Source organism: Paeniglutamicibacter kerguelensis (genome assembly GCF_017876535.1).
Taxonomy (GTDB): domain Bacteria; phylum Actinomycetota; class Actinomycetes; order Actinomycetales; family Micrococcaceae; genus Paeniglutamicibacter; species Paeniglutamicibacter kerguelensis.
The window spans coordinates 1,301,413-1,316,362 of record NZ_JAGIOF010000001.1 but is presented as its reverse complement, the minus strand read 5'-3'; the positions used below and the strand labels follow the sequence as shown (position 1 = coordinate 1,316,362).

Annotated in this window: 14 protein-coding genes; 4 read left to right on the top strand and 10 right to left on the bottom strand. The window is 63.4% G+C overall.

The genetic code is table 11. The features are described 5' to 3' along the window. Positions 1 to 44: 44 nt before the first annotated feature. The gene (locus JOF47_RS05890) at positions 45 to 653 is read left to right on the top strand and encodes a maleylpyruvate isomerase N-terminal domain-containing protein (RefSeq protein WP_209996570.1); all 609 of its coding nucleotides are present in this window, start codon (positions 45 to 47) and stop codon (positions 651 to 653) included. A 556-nt stretch (positions 654 to 1,209) separates the two neighbouring features. Further along, the gene (locus JOF47_RS05885; RefSeq protein WP_245356275.1) at positions 1,210 to 1,635 is read left to right on the top strand and encodes a nuclear transport factor 2 family protein; all 426 of its coding nucleotides are present in this window, start codon (positions 1,210 to 1,212) and stop codon (positions 1,633 to 1,635) included. A gap of 396 nt (positions 1,636 to 2,031) precedes the next feature. Here JOF47_RS05885 and JOF47_RS05880 read toward each other — a convergent pair whose 3' ends face one another. The 3 genes from JOF47_RS05880 to JOF47_RS05870 form a co-directional block, all read right to left on the bottom strand. Further along, the gene (locus JOF47_RS05880; RefSeq protein WP_209996569.1) at positions 2,032 to 2,532 is read right to left on the bottom strand and encodes a hypothetical protein; all 501 of its coding nucleotides are present in this window, start codon (positions 2,530 to 2,532) and stop codon (positions 2,032 to 2,034) included. 730 nt (positions 2,533 to 3,262) lie between these two features. Then, entirely contained in the window at positions 3,263 to 3,709 is a 447-nt protein-coding gene (locus JOF47_RS05875; RefSeq protein WP_209996567.1) for a cytidine deaminase, read from the bottom strand. Positions 3,710 to 3,888: 179 nt separating this feature from the next. After that, a complete protein-coding gene (locus JOF47_RS05870) occupies positions 3,889 to 4,512 on the bottom strand; it encodes a maleylpyruvate isomerase N-terminal domain-containing protein (RefSeq protein ID WP_209996565.1) in 624 nt (207 codons plus the stop codon). A 350-nt stretch (positions 4,513 to 4,862) separates the two neighbouring features. Between JOF47_RS05870 and JOF47_RS05865 the strand changes: the two genes are divergently transcribed. Beyond that, complete coding sequence (locus JOF47_RS05865; RefSeq protein ID WP_209996563.1) at positions 4,863 to 5,144, top strand: hypothetical protein; 282 nt, start codon at positions 4,863 to 4,865, stop codon at positions 5,142 to 5,144. Between the two features lie 72 nt (positions 5,145 to 5,216). On the opposite strand, the gene JOF47_RS05860 is transcribed toward JOF47_RS05865, so the two are convergent. The 3 genes from JOF47_RS05860 to JOF47_RS05850 all read right to left on the bottom strand — a co-directional run bounded on the left by JOF47_RS05860 (position 5,217) and on the right by JOF47_RS05850 (position 8,667). Next, positions 5,217 to 5,744 carry a hypothetical protein gene (locus JOF47_RS05860; protein ID WP_209996562.1) on the bottom strand — a complete coding sequence of 176 codons (528 nt, stop codon included), beginning with the start codon at positions 5,742 to 5,744 and terminating at the stop codon, positions 5,217 to 5,219. Between the two features lie 241 nt (positions 5,745 to 5,985). Beyond that, positions 5,986 to 7,449 carry an FAD-dependent monooxygenase gene (locus JOF47_RS05855; RefSeq protein WP_209996560.1) on the bottom strand — a complete coding sequence of 488 codons (1,464 nt, stop codon included), beginning with the start codon at positions 7,447 to 7,449 and terminating at the stop codon, positions 5,986 to 5,988. Positions 7,450 to 7,677: 228 nt separating this feature from the next. Further along, on the bottom strand, positions 7,678 to 8,667 hold the full coding sequence (locus tag JOF47_RS05850) for a DMT family transporter (RefSeq protein ID WP_209996559.1): 990 nt from the start codon (positions 8,665 to 8,667) through the stop codon (positions 7,678 to 7,680). A gap of 38 nt (positions 8,668 to 8,705) precedes the next feature. Here JOF47_RS05850 and JOF47_RS05845 point away from each other — a divergent pair, with 38 nt between their 5' ends. Then, a complete protein-coding gene (locus JOF47_RS05845; protein WP_209996558.1) occupies positions 8,706 to 9,212 on the top strand; it encodes a MarR family winged helix-turn-helix transcriptional regulator in 507 nt (168 codons plus the stop codon). Here JOF47_RS05845 and JOF47_RS05840 read toward each other — a convergent pair. The 4 genes from JOF47_RS05840 to JOF47_RS05830 all read right to left on the bottom strand — a co-directional run bounded on the left by JOF47_RS05840 (position 9,209) and on the right by JOF47_RS05830 (position 14,726). Beyond that, the gene (locus tag JOF47_RS05840) at positions 9,209 to 9,409 is read right to left on the bottom strand and encodes a hypothetical protein (RefSeq protein ID WP_209996557.1); all 201 of its coding nucleotides are present in this window, start codon (positions 9,407 to 9,409) and stop codon (positions 9,209 to 9,211) included. The two genes, JOF47_RS05845 and JOF47_RS05840, sit on opposite strands and share 4 nt — an antisense overlap. Positions 9,410 to 10,335: 926 nt before the next feature. Next, the gene (locus JOF47_RS22145; protein ID WP_281070236.1) at positions 10,336 to 10,467 is read right to left on the bottom strand and encodes a hypothetical protein; all 132 of its coding nucleotides are present in this window, start codon (positions 10,465 to 10,467) and stop codon (positions 10,336 to 10,338) included. Between the two features lie 146 nt (positions 10,468 to 10,613). Continuing rightward, entirely contained in the window at positions 10,614 to 12,341 is a 1,728-nt protein-coding gene (locus JOF47_RS05835; protein ID WP_209996556.1) for a thiamine pyrophosphate-dependent enzyme, read from the bottom strand. 69 nt (positions 12,342 to 12,410) lie between these two features. After that, on the bottom strand, positions 12,411 to 14,726 hold the full coding sequence (locus tag JOF47_RS05830; RefSeq protein ID WP_209996555.1) for an FdhF/YdeP family oxidoreductase: 2,316 nt from the start codon (positions 14,724 to 14,726) through the stop codon (positions 12,411 to 12,413). Between the last annotated feature and the right edge of the window lie 224 nt (positions 14,727 to 14,950).

Below are 14,950 nucleotides of genomic sequence, written 5' to 3'. Positions count from 1 at the left end.
CCCGTCCCGCATGAGGTTGAGGCAGGGGAACTAGACTTCGGAGCATGGACTTCTCATGGGACGATTCGCGACGGGCGTTCACGGACGCCGCTGAATGGTTTGTGCGCATATCCACCCTCGTCGGTGACCGGTGGGACCAGCCGGGCCTCGGCGGGTGGGACATTCGGGCGCTCGTCGGCCACACGAGCCGCGCACTTCTGACGGTCGAGTCGTACCTTTCCCGTCCTGCCACCGCCGTCGAGGTCGCCTCGGCCGCGGAATACTTCCGGGCGACGAGTGCCTCCGGCCCAGCGGTCGAGGCCCGCGGACGCGACGCCGGGACCGCTTTGGGCGCTGACCCCGCGGGCGCAGTGGCGGAGATCGCCGCACGCGTGATCCCGCTCATCGATGCCCAGGATGGGTCCGAGCTGGTAACGACGATCGTGGGTGGCATGTGGCTTCGGGACTATCTGCCCACACGCACGTTCGAATTGGCCATTCATACGGCAGACCTCGCCAAAGCGCTCGGTTTGCCGGCGGACGTTCCAGACACGGCTGCCACCCAAGCTCTCGGCGTAGTGGCCGACCTCGCCATTGCCGGAGGCCTTGCAGCTCCGCTCCTGCTCGCCGCCACCGGTCGGCCGGGTCCTCCGCCGGGCTTCTCGGTGCTTTGACGCGGCACGGGTGGCCCCCAGCCATTCCTCTACGGCCACAGTGGGTGGCGTCGCACGGCAACCCACATGATTGATTGCCCCTTCCACAATCGGAGTGGCAGCACCTCAAACTCTTGACAGCGCTCGGGCATTGGTCGGCGCTCCGGTCCCCCAGCCGCCAACGGGACGTTCACAGCTGTGGAAACGGCCCAAGAACTCCGTCGAGGGCTTTCGCTGCGACGATGGTGATACACCTGAGCATGGCCATTCGCCGAATCCTGCCCGACCTGCCATCTCCAATGCTCCGCTCCAGTGGTGGACCTACTTCTTTAGTGGTGACCCGGCAGCTTCAGCTCATCAAGCGCACTCAGACGCCTTCACGGTGGTAACTTCGCTCGCGCAACGCTACCTGGCGGCTGGCCGGCGGTGACGCCCCCGCAGCCAGGGACCCGCTGAACGTAGCAGGTCCACACCGAGCGGTCGGCGAACGCGGGTAGGTCCCTAGGTGGGTCCAGGATCCTGTGGTCATTCCCATCGACAGGCACCCGCGCCGGGAATAGGCTTATGCCGTCCCAACATGACCGACGAGGAAGACGGAGAGGTGCCCGACATGGGAGCTGCAGAAAACGCCGAGCTGATTCGACGGGGATACGAGGCCTTCAACGCGGGCGACCTGGCGGCACTTGGCGAATTGTTTGCTGAGGACGCAGTCTGGTACGCCCCCGGAAGCGGCGTGCTGTCCGGGACGAAGCAAGGGCGCGACGCCATCTTTGCCTACTTCGGCGAGCTGGGTGCGCGGTCCCAGGGTACCTTCCAAGCGACCGTCCAAGATATCGTCGGCGGGGAAAACCACACCGTGGGGATCCATCAAAGCCACGCCGAAAGCAATGGAAAGACCTTGGACCTGGCCACGGCCATCGCGTTCGTGCTCCGGGACGGAAAGGTCATCGAGGGCCGGGAGTACTTCGATGACACGGCCAAGGCGGATGAGTTCTGGGCCTGAATCCGGACCCGCCCGGACCGGAGTGCTGGTTGCCGGTGCCGCGCCAGTGCGTCTTGCTGCTCTGGCGCGGGCCCTAAGATGGGCACCGCAGTAGAACCTGCTGCTTCATGGCCAACCGGGCGCCGTTGCGAGGATGGAAGATCCTGGCCTTCGCCCCCGGAGCCAAAGGACCAGGCTGCAAACGGCAAACCCAAAAAGCACCCGCGGGGGCCATTCCGTATGCTGCGATTTAGTAGCCCATAAAGGACGGACCATCGTCGGGCAATGCTTCCGTATCGATAAGCAATGGCACAGCATTGCCGCACGATACGACAAACTCGCCATCACCCACTCGGCATTCGCCGCCCTCTACTCGTACTCGGCGCCGATCTGGCTACGCCAATACGGGGACCCGCTTTAGATGCGGGCCTGGACAAGGTTGGCGAACGGCAACCTGCCGTGAATTTGGCGAAACTCCGCATGGTAGGTCGTTTGGGCCGCATTGAGCGCCTCCGCAGGCAATTCCTTCCAAGCCACGAGAAGGGTTCCCGCGTCCGCCAGCTGCCAGATCAGTCGGCCGTCCCAGTGTCCCGGCGGCTTGCCCCTTCCAAAGTCCACGAATTCCTGGATCTGGCGCCGGAGCCCGCGGTTGCCCTTGCTTCCGAGGCCGGCCTTGCCGATGAACAGGACATCCGCGTCCGCGACCCATTCGGCGGCGAGCCCAGACTCGGGCAGGGAAGGATTCTTTTTCTTGAAAACCCCGGCTGTGCTTTTGGCGAGGAACCGCGGTTCAAAACCCTCGGGCCGCAGCACAGCGAATATCCCTTGGCGCTGCGGAATCCTGTTGATCTCAAGGGAAGCGATGGGCCGGAATCCGGTGAACCCGTCGTCTTTGAGTGCTTTTTTGTTGAACTGCATCGGATTCCTTGGATCTGGGCGGCGGTATTGTTGCTGGGCATTCTCCCGTGGGAGCGATGATTCGCAACTCCGATGCTACCCGGCCGGGCGTTGCTCGCTTTTCCCTGATGCCATCCGGAAGCTCATCCACCCAGCCGGCCCCGATCGCGCGCATGGCCCCACACAGCGTGGCGTCTCCGGCGGAGGGCGCCGCCAGCCGCAGATTGTCCGCGACCGTGCCCAGGAATAGGTGCTGCTCCTGCGTCACAAACTGGACCTGACGTCGCTGCCCGTCTCCGAGCAGGTCGGCGACGGGCAGCCCGCCGACCGTCACGGTGCCGGAGCCCGGATGGCCCTGGCCCGCGGTCCTCCAACATTCGGACCGCATCCCAGCGCGGCACAGCAACGAACGAGTTTTCACCGAAAGATTGCCGAGAGCCCGTCGATCATGTCGGGTTCCAACCCGAAGTCAAACGACAAATCCATGCCGGAACGGCATCATTCATGTTCAATCCATGCGCGGCTACGACGTCGGCCACGGCCCGACGTTGATTGCACAGCGTCCGATTCACGAATTTTTGGAGGACGGCATACGTTCGGAATCGGGCTCTCCACCGAGTCACCGGGTTCGCACTTGCGAACCACGAATCAGGCCACTTCGATGCCGAGGCCGGTGATGACTACTGGGGTTCCGGTCCCATATGAGGGCCCGAGCAGTTCAACGCTAGCTGGCGCGGCATACCTCGCTTCTCTACCAGCTGTGGTCAGCCGTTGAAGGCCAGTGGCCGTCGTCGGTGAATTGCGTGGCCCAGTAGTAGGGATTGACTTGCAGTAATGTGCGGGTGCTCCACCCAGACGCGGTGTGTGGCCCTGGAACGGCGACTTGAACGGTTGGCCCCCAGAGAGCAAGCCGTTCCTGGCAAATACCGCAAGGGGCGAGGACGGAGATTTTGCCGCTTCCGGCTTCCCTGCTCACGCATACCGAGGCAGTCACTTGCCGATCCATGGTGTAGGCCTGGCATATTGCGCCGGTTTCCGCACACAAGTTTGCCGCCGCGTTGAAGTTGTCGAGACTGACGCTGGTCAGTATCTGCCCGCCCTCGAGATACATAGCAGCCGCGACTGCTTGCTCTGCATTGGGCCAGCGGCGGCTTATTTGATCGATAGCGGCGTCGATGAGGTTTTGGTCAAGCTCCATGGTTGAATTCTGGCATGCCTTGCCAAGCAATTCCGTGGTTGGCCCGTTCAGCCTGCCGTTGAGCTGCCTCCGGGCGCGCACGATTGACGCAAGGCCTTGGCTAGCACGGTCGCGCTGCCGTTCATGAAACCCATCGAATCGCCAGTCGCAAGGTGCCCGGCTAGCGGCGGCCCTACTGATTACCACGGAGCCAAGGTTGTCTCCGTGTCCAACGGCCCGCGGCCGGCCAGCCACGCCATGAACCTCCGGCGGTCGTTGGATGAACTGAGCCTCTCGGAAACGGTGTCAAGCAACACCGGCAGATCCCAGGCCACATACTCATCCGGCCAGTTGAATGCGGTGTAGCCAAGTCCGAGATCGACGTGGTGCATCTCCACCTCCCGCAGCCTGTGCGCCGGGCACCCAGCCACACCGTAGTGCCCTCCGCCGAGGAAGTGGCCGTTGGGCCACCCTGCTGCGGAGCTCTGCACGAAGATGTCCTCGAGATGCGACTGGCTGGCTTCGAGGTCGGCAATGATCTCACCGGCCGACCGACCAGCCCCTTCCTCGATCTCGCCAACGCGCTGATCCTGGCCGCTTGCGTACTTCGGAACATCCGCTCCGCGCAGCGCGCCCGATAGCCGTCGCGCATGCGCATCGGCGTTGCGAGCCAGATGGGTCAGGACATGCCCAACAGTCCAGCCGGGCAGAAGACTCGGCGAACGGACTTCCGTGTTGGTCAACTCCGCCACATTGCCCATCAAGCGCGCCTGCGCTTCATTGCACAGCTGGGAAGCACGCTCCGGATTGCATTCAAGATTCACAGATACATAGACCTTTCACTTGGTCACACATTCGCAGGCGAGGCACCCACCCACTCATCCATCCTTATCGACCGGTCAACGAAGATCTTGCTTCCGGCGCGTCAAAGACTGATTGTGTCTCGGATGAGCGTCTACCCGGACTCCGTCAAGCAGGGGTCGCCACCCCGCCATTGCCACTTCCATGGAAGTTCCATAGCGCGCGAGGGGTTGGTTTCCGTGAATACTGCCTGCTCATACAAGTGTCTGCCTGCGCGTTTCATCAATTGGAGATACCGACCAAGGTCTCGCCAAACTCGATGATCCGTGCTGTCCTAATCTCAGGTGGTTGGTTGGCGAATATGGGAGTCGGCATGGTCGGGCAGGAAGATCGTTCGTTGTTGATTGAACGCAAAGACACCAGGGGTCCACTCATCGTGGTTGGCGGCTTCGCTGCAATTCTCTTCTGGTGGGTCGGCCTGACTGCATACATAAGCGCCGGTTACATAGACGCCGGCAGCTTTGGCAGTGGCGTGGTCGGATTCCTTGTTTTTCTGCTCGTTCCCACCTTGATCACGGCTGCCACCTATCTGGCGATCCGCCGTCAAAGGCGACCTGCCCGCGAAGCCGGCAAGGGTCGCCACCGCTCCAACTGACGGAACTTTTGGAAGCCGGGTGCGGGTGCTCCTGAGGGGCCTCGCGCTGGTCGATTCCCTGCGGCGCTCACCCTATGAGGGAGCGGGGTCTGTCGAGGCGGACTGCGATGCCGGGTGCTCGGGCACCACAGGGTAAAGCTCGGGCGGCAAGCCAACCGTGAATCCGTCATCACGGACCCAGATGCCATCCACCCTGAGCGCATGGGCATCGTTATGGCTGCCGTCTGTCAGATGAACGGTCACGCCGCTTCCAAACTGCTCCCCCACCACCACGCTGACGTTTTGTGGGGTGATGCCCCGTTGGACCAGGATCTCCCGCGTCTTGGCAACCATTGCATCGTCCAGAACCCCGCCCGGGAAAGGGTGGGTGACTCGGCATACCCCGTCCCGATCGGCGGCATAGGCGGCAGCCACCAACTCCTTGCCGGCTTGTTCAAAGGAGCCAACCGGCTTGCGCCCGTCACAGGTATCGCCCGAGTAATCCCGGAACACGGAACACCCCGTCAAAACGCCTGCACACAACACCAAACCAACGACGCCCAGTCCAGCCGTCCGGCATTTGTCCAGGAATCGCACGCTTAACCCTTTGCATTCGCTCATGCAGTTCATTATTGCCGAGGCATTTCCAGATGCTGTGCAAACTCTCCACGTCGCCAGGCGTCGATGGAGGCGGGGTCGAAGCACTGCTGTCCCCGTCGACAAACAACCCGTCTCGTGGCGTCCCCATCAAAACACCGCGTGTGGACGCTCAGTCAAAGCGCAGACGACTTCGGGCACCAATGCATTCGCCTTCGGCATATGACAACGTACTTGCCCGTTGCTTTGGGAACCAAAAACGACGCTATCTGACGGGCAACCCCGGGCCGAACCAGAAGTCGAGCGCATCCGCCAGCCCTTGATCGGTTCCTTGTCCCACCCAGGCGACATACCCATCCGGGCGGATCAACACCGCAGTAGGAGGTGTCACTTCGCCGACGAGGGGCAGTCTCCACGCGCCGGCGAATCGGGCATCGACCAGCTGCACCCGCCCAGCCCGGGGCGCGATCTCGAGGCGGTTCGGCTCGGCGAAGTTGAGCAGCACCGGCTTCGCGTCGTGAAGGAGCGTAAAGACGCGTGTCGGACCGTTTGCCGTGTCAAGGTCAAGATCCGGCATGCGACGCCCGAGAAGCGGGTGCCCCTCCCCGAGGTCGTAGGTGATGTCGAGGCCGTGGATCAACGCGGCGACGTGCCTGCGCGGCTGGTCCATCGACATGAGTTCGCCGACGGTCTCGGCGAGCGCCGCGGTCCGTGCGTCCAGGCGCTGCAGGGCTGTTTGCGCCATTGAGTGCTTGAGCGCGCGGGCACCGCCGGAATGCCGCTCCGAGTGGTAGGTGTCCAGAAGCGATTCGAGTGAGATGCCCTTGACCACCTGCGCGAGCTTCCATCCAAGGTTGACTGCGTCCTGCAGGCCCAGTCCGATCCCCTGCCCGCCGGCTGGATAGTGGACGTGCGCTGCATCCCCGGCAAGCAGCACCCGACCCTTGCGGTATGTCGCGGCCTGCCGGGTGGCGTCGGTGAACCGGGAGATCGAGGTCGGTGAGTGCACTCCGAAGTCCGTGCCGTACGCCGCCCTGAGTGCATTGCCGAGGTCGGTCAAGCCGGGTCCCTCCCGCGAGCCCAGCTGTTGTTCCGTCGTGATGACACGATACCTGCGCCCGTCCTCCAACAAGGTGAAGCCGTGGACCCCCGTCTCATCCTGAAGCATGCCGGACGGCGGCTCCTCGGATACCTGGACTTCGGCAATCAGGTTGCTGCGGGTCGCGTCCCATCCGGGGAAGTCGATGCCCGCGTTCTTGCGGACCATGCTGCGGCCCCCGTCGGCGCCGACAAGGTACGCCGCCCGAACTTTCTGGCCATCGGCGAGATCGACATCGACACCGGATTCGTCCTGGACGAAACCGACCACTTCGCATCCGCGGTGAACGATCACTCCGAGCTGGTCGATCCACCCCTCGAGGATCGGCTGCATCTGGCTCTGCCACAGGCCAAGCCCGTACGGGTGCCGCGTCGGAAAGTCGCTGATATCCAGAACCGTGCTGCCGAACCGGGCCGTCTGGCCCGTCTTTCCCTCCGCCAGGAACCGATCGGCGATCCCACGCTGGTCGAGGATCTCGATGGTGCGGGAATGGAAGCCACCGGCACGGGATTCCGCCAGTTCCCCTGTCGGGCGTCGCTCCATGATCGCAACGCCTACCCCCGCCAGGGCCAACTCGCCGGCCAACATCATTCCGGCCGGACCGCTCCCCACGACGATCACATCTGGCATCTCGTCCCCTTCCAGCTACGCCCGACGGTCGGGCGCATCCGAGCAGTGTATGGCACACCGCGGGCCTTGCCACAAGGCACCGTCCCGGCGATATGCTGAAAGTTCCAGGTGCGCTGCCGGTTGACTTGTTTCTCTTGTCGGCGGCGCACGGCCAGCGGATTCCGCAATGTGCTTTCTCCCTGCAACGGCGATGATCGGCTGTCAAGGAAAGCTGGGGTCTACAGCGCATCAAGATATGCGATGGCCTCCGATTTGCCTGCAATTGGCCGCAGCACTCAGTAACTGCGTTTTGTCGCTCCTTTCAGGGGATGCATCCACTTGCGGAGCTCCCCCGTTCTGACGGCTTGACCGCTTCAGACCAATAACTACCCCGAGGAGCACGAGCATGGTGCCGACGGCTTGGCGGGGGCCGAATGGTTCGGCGGCCACGAACGTGCCGAGCAGCACCCCGGCGACCGGGTTGAGCAGGCCGACGAGTCCGACCGTTCCCGCCGGCAAGTGACGCAGTCCAGCAAACCATGCCACAAAAGCCAGTGCGGTAGCGACAACTGTCACGTACGTGAAACCGATAGCAGCGGAACGATCGATCTCGGGGACGCCGCCCTCAACCAGAAGCGCAAACGGGAGAACGAGAAGACCTCCGACGATGAGTTGCCATGAAGTGATTGCAAGTGTTTTCTGGCCGACGGCCCATTTCTTGGTCAGGACGAATCCCAGTGATGACAGCAGCATGGCCGAGAGGGATGCCGCCACACCGCGTGGATCGATGGACGCGGTGGCTCCGAGCACCATGACCCCAACCCCGATAAAGCCAAGCAGCGCACCCAGGAGCGGGAGCCGTTTGGGGCGATCCGCGAGAAGCGGCCATGCGATCAGCATCAGGACGGCGGCGGAGGTGGCCATGATCGTCGATGCGACGCTTGAAGGCAGCAGTTGCGAGGCGAGGTAGATCAGCACAAAGAATGCGCCGACATTGAGCGCACCGAGGACCACCGACTTCCACCACCAGGATCCGCGCGGCAGCGATCGTGCCATGGCCAGCAGCATCAAGCCTGCCGGCAGCGCGCGCAGCACGGCGCCCCAAAGTGGACGGTCAAGCGGGAGAAACTGGCGGGTCACGTAATAGTTTGATCCCCAGGCAACGGGGGCGAGCGCGGCGACGAGCACCCAGCGCCAAGTGGACCATCGACCGGGTGCCGGTGAAGAAATAGCTTCCATGGAAGCCACTATAGCTTCCGAGGAAGCTATAGTGAAGTGTGGAAGAAAACGATAGGGTCAGTCGCATCCAAGAGGAATGGCGCCGGGAGCGCCCCGAGATTGATGTGGGCCCCCAGGGCATCATTGGGCGCTTGCACCGGCTCGCCGCTTACCTGACGGCCGAGCTCACGGTGGTCTATGAACGGCACGGGCTCGGGGAGGGTGAATTCGACGTGCTTGCGTCCCTTCGACGCGCCGGGGCTCCCTTCGAGCGCGCCCCGGGCGAACTGGCTCAGCACACCATGGTCACAACCGGTGCGATGACCAAGCGCCTTGACCGCCTCTGCGAGGCTGGCCTGGTCGTACGCCGACAAATCGACGGTGACAAGCGCCGTCGGCTGGCCGCGTTGACGCCCCGCGGAATCGAAGTGATCGATGCTGCCTTCGCAGAGCACATGGCGAACGAGCAACGGCTGATTGAGCGTGTCCCCCCGTCGGATCGCCAACTGTTGGAAGTCATCCTCAAGGAATGGCTGCAGCAGTTTGAATCCCCGGCACACGGCTAATAGTCATGCTGGATCGAACGGCGCCACGCGGGCACTTTGACGAGATCAATCCGGGCTGGAAGCGGGCTTGCCACCACGTCTCCCCTGTCGAATTCGTCGGGCTTGGAAACGGTGTTGGTTTTTCCGTCCGTGCCGATCTCGTCGCAAGCCTTGCTCCGCGCAACGAAGTGGCTGCCACGACGGGAGTCAACTGCCACGACCTCGGCCCCGGATGATTGCCGCGCTGATGAAAGACGGAGGTCCTGCGATCTTCGCTCATCACACAGCTCCAATGACTTGGCGGCAAACCGCCCAGCTCCGGGTTTGAAACAAATTATCCTTGGCGGCCGCCCATAAAGTTCGGGGGCCGGCGGGCTCCCGGCCAACATTGCGCCTTGTCCTATTGACCGATTTTTCGGAGGGAATCACACTTAAGGAACCATCAGTCCTCACTGCGGAGGCGTGCCATGGGGATTCGAAATCAGTCGCCGGGCAGATACTACGTACAGCCGTTTGGCATGGAAGGCAGTTCTTGGCCTCTCACCGCCGCGGAGATCGCCCGCGTTGTTCGCTACGTCGCCATTTCCTGCGTTGTCGTATTTATTGTGACCGCAGAAATGTTCACTTTCTTGAGGCCAGGATCCGCTGCTGCCGGGCTGTATCCGTTTTTCACCTACGTGATCCTGCTGATTCCGACGCTCCACGTGGTAAATCGCTTGCTCAGACCACCGGATACCGAGATTGCACGACGGTGGGAACACATTTTGTCGCACCCCGACGACTATCCATATGAGCCGAGAACCATGGCATAGACTTGCGAGTCCCGGATCACCCCCATGCCCTTGGATGTAGAGGGCTCCTACAGGGACATCGTCTTTGCTTAGTTGATCAAGTTCACGTCATTCCGATTCCTGCGCGGAAAAATGCCCGCAATCTCGGAGATGTCCGGCACGGGGCCATCGCAAGATTGGCAGGACCCCGCGGGTCTGGGCAGGCTCCTAAATCAGCGATCGACGTCGACGGACGGGGACGGGTGCCCCGGCCAAAAAGGGATGCCGGCTCCTCGAGGACGCATCCCCGGGGAACCGGCATTCTCCTGCGTGCATTCACGGTGGCTTGCTGGATCAGCCACACCGCGGTGCGGCTACTTGGAAACCTTGCGCACCGGATCGATGATCGCGTCTCCGGCGCCCTTGGTGCGCTTTTCGGCGCGCTTTTCCTTGATGGACTTGGAAGGTTTCTTGGCTTCGCTCTTGCGCGGTGATTTGTTCGACATGTGGTGCCGTCCTAGCCGGGAACGTTGGACATTCCCAAGTGATAGGGGAAAGTACCCCTACCCGAACCATACGCTGTATTGGCGGTGGCCCGGCCCGGAACGCCGGATTCCCCTCACAGCACCACAAATCACCCCCGGACCTCGTTTCAGGACTCTCCCCTGGAAGCCAGTGACTCCTTGATCTTGGCGATGCCGAATCCCAACGCCTGCCCGGCAGAGGCATTGGGGGGAACCGACACCTCCTCGGGGTTCGTCACCACGTCCAGGAGCACGGGCCCGTCATGGGCCAAGGCCTCCTGGATGGCAGCATCCAACTTGTGCGGATCCTCGACCCTGATTCCGTGCAGGCCGCAGGCACGTCCCACCTCGGCCAGATTCGGGTTCTTCAAAACCGTGCCGAACTCCGGCAGCCCGCCCTGTTCCTGCTCCAGCTTAACCATGCCCAGCCTGCCGTTGTTGAACACCACCAGCTTGACCGGCAAGTCGTAGGCGACCGCCGTCAACAGGTCACCCATCAGCATGGTCAGCCCTCCGTCGCCGCAGAGGGCAACCACCTGGCGCGAGCGATCCAGCGCCGAAGCACCCAGGGCCTGGGGCATGGCGTTGGCCATGGATCCGAGGTTGAAGGATCCAACCATCCTGCGCTGACCGCGCATCGTGATGTAACGGGACAGCCACACGGTCGTCATGCCGGTGTCGGAGGTGAAAATTGCGGAGTCGGAAGCGTACTTGTCGATCGCGGCGGCCACCGCTTCGGGACGTATGGCATGCTCCGGGTTGTCCATCGCGGTGCGTACCCGGCCCACCAGGTGCTCATCGTGGCCCGGATCCGCAAGCCGAGCATGCCGCTGCGCCCACTGCTGGTACCTGTCACGGGAGCTGACAACCAAGGAATGATCGGAATGGAGCTTCAGCAACGGAAGCAGGGCGGCCAAGGAGAGCCCGGCATCCCCGACCACGCCGTGGTCCACGGCGGTTCGCCGGCCGATGTGTTCGCCCCGGCTGTCGATCTGGATGACGGTCTTGCCTTGCGGGTACGAATCCCGGTAGGGGAAGTCGGTACCAACCATCAGGAGCGTCTGGCAGGCCTCGAGGGCGTGTTGGGCGCCCGGGTTGCCGATCAGCCCCGCCTGTCCCACCTGGAAATCGTTCCCGTCCTCAAGCATTTCCTTGGCCTTGAGCGTCAGCACCATGGGAGCGGCAAGACGCTCCGCCGTTGCCAGGACCTCGTCCTTGGCACCGCGTGCCCCCATGCCCACCAGCATGGTCACCTTGTACGATGCGTTCAGCGCATCGGCCGCGGCCCGCAGTGCATCCGGGTGCGCGGCGGTCGGCTGCTCCACGTCGATGAAGTTCGGCACCGGGCCCTTGCGCAGCTCAGCCGCCCCGATGTTGCCGGGGATGCTCAGCACCGCGACGCCGCGACGCGCCATCGCGGTGTTCACCGCCTGCTCCAGCAGGTACGGCATTTGGGCGGGGCTCGTCACGGTGCGCGCGAAGACCGCCACGTCGCTGAAGAGCTGGTCGTTGTTGACCTCTTGGAAGTAGTCGCTACCGATTTCCTCGCTGGGAACCTGGCCGCAAATGGCCAGCACCGGGGTGCGTGACTTCTTGGCATCGTAGAGGCCGTTGAGCAGGTGGATCGAGCCCGGCCCGACGGTTCCCATGCAAACGCCAAGTGTTCCGGTGAGCTGGGACTGGGCGCCGGCGGCAAATGCCGCGACCTCTTCGTGCCGTACGCCAATCCAACGCACCTTGTCGCTGGTGCGGATGGCATCGGTCAGTGGATTCAGTGCGTCGCCCACGACGCCCCAGATGGTCTTGACGCCAAGGTTTGCCAGGGCCTCGATGACCATCGTTGCAACAGTGCTCATTTCAACGTCCTTCCGTTCGTTCGATACCGCAATTCAGTGCCGACCCCCGGAAACGGGCGCCGGCCGGGCCTATTTCATGCCGGCGAAGTCGGGCGCCTCGGCGTGTTCCAGACGGATGATGATCGATTTGGACACCGGGGTGTTGCTGCCCTCGGCCGTGGCTTCGAGCGGAACCAGCACGTTGCCCTCCGGGAAGTAGGTGGCGGCGCAGCCCGGTGCCGTGGGATAGGAAATGACCCGAAGCCTGTGCAGCACCCTGTCCCGCCCGTCGTCGGCCTCGGAGTGGACGTCCACGTAGCCACCGTCCTGGAAACCGAGTTCGCGCAGGTCCTGGGGATTCACGAAGAGGACGTTGCGGCCCTTGTGCACGCCGCGGTAACGGTCGTTGAGGCTGTAGGTGGTGGTGTTGAACTGGTCGTGCGAGCGCAGCGACTGCAGGATCAGCCGGTTTGCCGGAAGGTCTATGGTGTCCAGTTCGTTGACGGTGATCACCGCCTTGCCGCTGGGGGTCGGGAAACGGCGTTCGTCCCGCGGCGGGTGGGCCATGATGAATCCGCCCGGTTGCCGGACCTTGGCGTTGTAGTCCTCGCATCCGTCCACCACGCGGGCGATGTGTTCCCGGATCGAGTCGTAGTTTTCCTCGAACGCCTCCCAGGTGAAAGGGTGTCCGGCGCCCAGCACCGCGCGGGCCATGCGCGAAACGATCGAAACCTCGGAGAGCATCTTCTCCGAGACGGGCATGACCCGGCCCTGCGACGCGTGGACCGCGCACACGGTGTCCTCCACCGTGACGAATTGCGGTCCGGCGTCCTGGATGTCGATGTCGCTGCGTCCCAGCGTGGGAAGGATCAGCGCCTGCTCCCCCGTGTAGGCGTGTGACCTGTTGAGCTTGGTGGAGATCTGCACCGAGAGCCCGGTGTTTTGGATGGCTTCCTCCGCGACCCCGGTGTCGGAGATGGCGTGGACCAGGTTCCCGCCCAGGGCGATGAGAACCTTGATCTTCCCGTCGCGCATGGCCTGGACGCTCTGCACGGCATCAAGGCCGTGTTTGCGCGGGGGCGCGAATTCGAACTCGGCGGCGAGCTTGTCCATGAAAGCCTCCGGCATCTGCTCCCAGATGCCCATGGTCCTGTCCCCCTGCACGTTGCTGTGCCCGCGGATCGGGCACGGCCCGGCGCCGGGCTTGCCGATGTTCCCGCGCAGCAGCAGCACATTCATGATTTCCTTGATCGTGGGCACGGCCTTCTTGTGCTGGGTCAGGCCCATCGCCCAGGTGACGATGACGTTCTCAGCGGCCAGGTAGCGGGCGGCCAACTCGTCGATCGCGGCGCTGGAGAGCCCCGTGGCCGCAAGCACCTGCGCCTCGGTGAGGGTTTCCAGGTGCGCCCGGTACTCGGCCAGCCCGATGCAGTGCTCCGCGAGGAAGCGGTGGTCAAGCACCGATCCCGGGGCCGCGTCCTCGGCCTCGAACACGCGCTTGGCCAGCGCCTGCATCAACGCCATGTCGCCGGCAATCCTGATCTGCAGGTATTGGTCGGCCAGATCCGTCCCCTTGCCAATGATGCCGCGCGGGCGTTGCGGGTTCTTGAAGTTCAGCAGCCCGGCCTCGGGCAACGGGTTCACCGCAACGATGCTCGCGCCCGCGCGCTTGGCGTCCTCCAGCGCGGTGAGCATGCGCGGGTGGTTGGTCCCGGGGTTCTGGCCCATGATGATGATCAGGTCCGATTTCTCGAAGTCCTCGTAGTGGATGGCGCTCTTGCCCACCCCGATGCTCTCCGTCATGGCCTTGCCGGTTGACTCGTGGCACATGTTCGAGCAATCGGGGAGGTTGTTGGTGCCGAAGGCCCGCACGAACAGCTGGTAGGTGAAGGCCGCCTCGTTGCTGGCCCGCCCGCTGGTGTAAAACGTCGCTTCGTCCGGGGAAGGCAGGGCATTGAGCTCACGGGCGATGATGCCAAAGGCGTTGTCCCAGGAAATGGGCCGGTAGTGGTCCTGTCCGGCGGCCTTGTAGACCGGCTCGACCAGCCGCCCCTGCTGGCCCAGCCAGTACTCGCTGCGCCCGCGCAGCTCGGTCACCGAGTGCTCCTCCCAGAACGAGCGCGGAACCTTCAGCGGATCCGCTTCCCAGCTCACCGCCTTGGCACCGTTTTCGCAGAACTCGGCCACCTTGCGGTGGGGAGGATCCGGCCAGGCGCAACTCATGCAGTCGAACCCGTCCTTGTGGTTCATGTGCAAAAGGGTCTTCAGTGCCCGTTGCGGCCCCATCTCATTGAGAGCCAGCGGGATGGATGCCAGCAGGCTGGGGATTCCGACGGCGCTCGTCTTCGGCGGGCCCACTTCCAGGAACTCATCGGTTGGATCGTCTTTCAGGGGTTTGTTTGCCATCTCCGCGCACATCCTTCACCGGGCTGCCGAGCACCGGCTAGTGATTCCAAGGCCCTGGAGGTTTCCGTTCCCGGCACGCAAAACCATGGGAGAACCGGAGCACCATTTAGCGGGCACCGTATAGTCCACCTGTTTAGCACCGTGGGACGCGGCAAACAAGGGGCGGGAGCCCCTGTGCGGGCAGAACCCGAGGCAGCTCGAACCGGGCAGGCGCCGGAAGCGCT

Coding starts and splice junctions, on each gene's coding strand:
- JOF47_RS05850 (WP_209996559.1), bottom strand. CDS start 8,667: ATGGAAGCTATTTCTTCACCGGCACCCGGTCGATGGTCCACTTGGCGC.
- JOF47_RS05890 (WP_209996570.1), top strand. CDS start 45: ATGGACTTCTCATGGGACGATTCGCGACGGGCGTTCACGGACGCCGCT.
- JOF47_RS05835 (WP_209996556.1), bottom strand. CDS start 12,341: ATGAGCACTGTTGCAACGATGGTCATCGAGGCCCTGGCAAACCTTGGC.
- JOF47_RS05830 (WP_209996555.1), bottom strand. CDS start 14,726: ATGGCAAACAAACCCCTGAAAGACGATCCAACCGATGAGTTCCTGGAA.
- JOF47_RS05855 (WP_209996560.1), bottom strand. CDS start 7,449: ATGCCAGATGTGATCGTCGTGGGGAGCGGTCCGGCCGGAATGATGTTG.
- JOF47_RS05865 (WP_209996563.1), top strand. CDS start 4,863: ATGGTCGGGCAGGAAGATCGTTCGTTGTTGATTGAACGCAAAGACACC.
- JOF47_RS22145 (WP_281070236.1), bottom strand. CDS start 10,467: ATGTCGAACAAATCACCGCGCAAGAGCGAAGCCAAGAAACCTTCCAAG.
- JOF47_RS05885 (WP_245356275.1), top strand. CDS start 1,210: ATGACCGACGAGGAAGACGGAGAGGTGCCCGACATGGGAGCTGCAGAA.
- JOF47_RS05875 (WP_209996567.1), bottom strand. CDS start 3,709: ATGGAGCTTGACCAAAACCTCATCGACGCCGCTATCGATCAAATAAGC.
- JOF47_RS05880 (WP_209996569.1), bottom strand. CDS start 2,532: ATGCAGTTCAACAAAAAAGCACTCAAAGACGACGGGTTCACCGGATTC.
- JOF47_RS05860 (WP_209996562.1), bottom strand. CDS start 5,744: ATGAGCGAATGCAAAGGGTTAAGCGTGCGATTCCTGGACAAATGCCGG.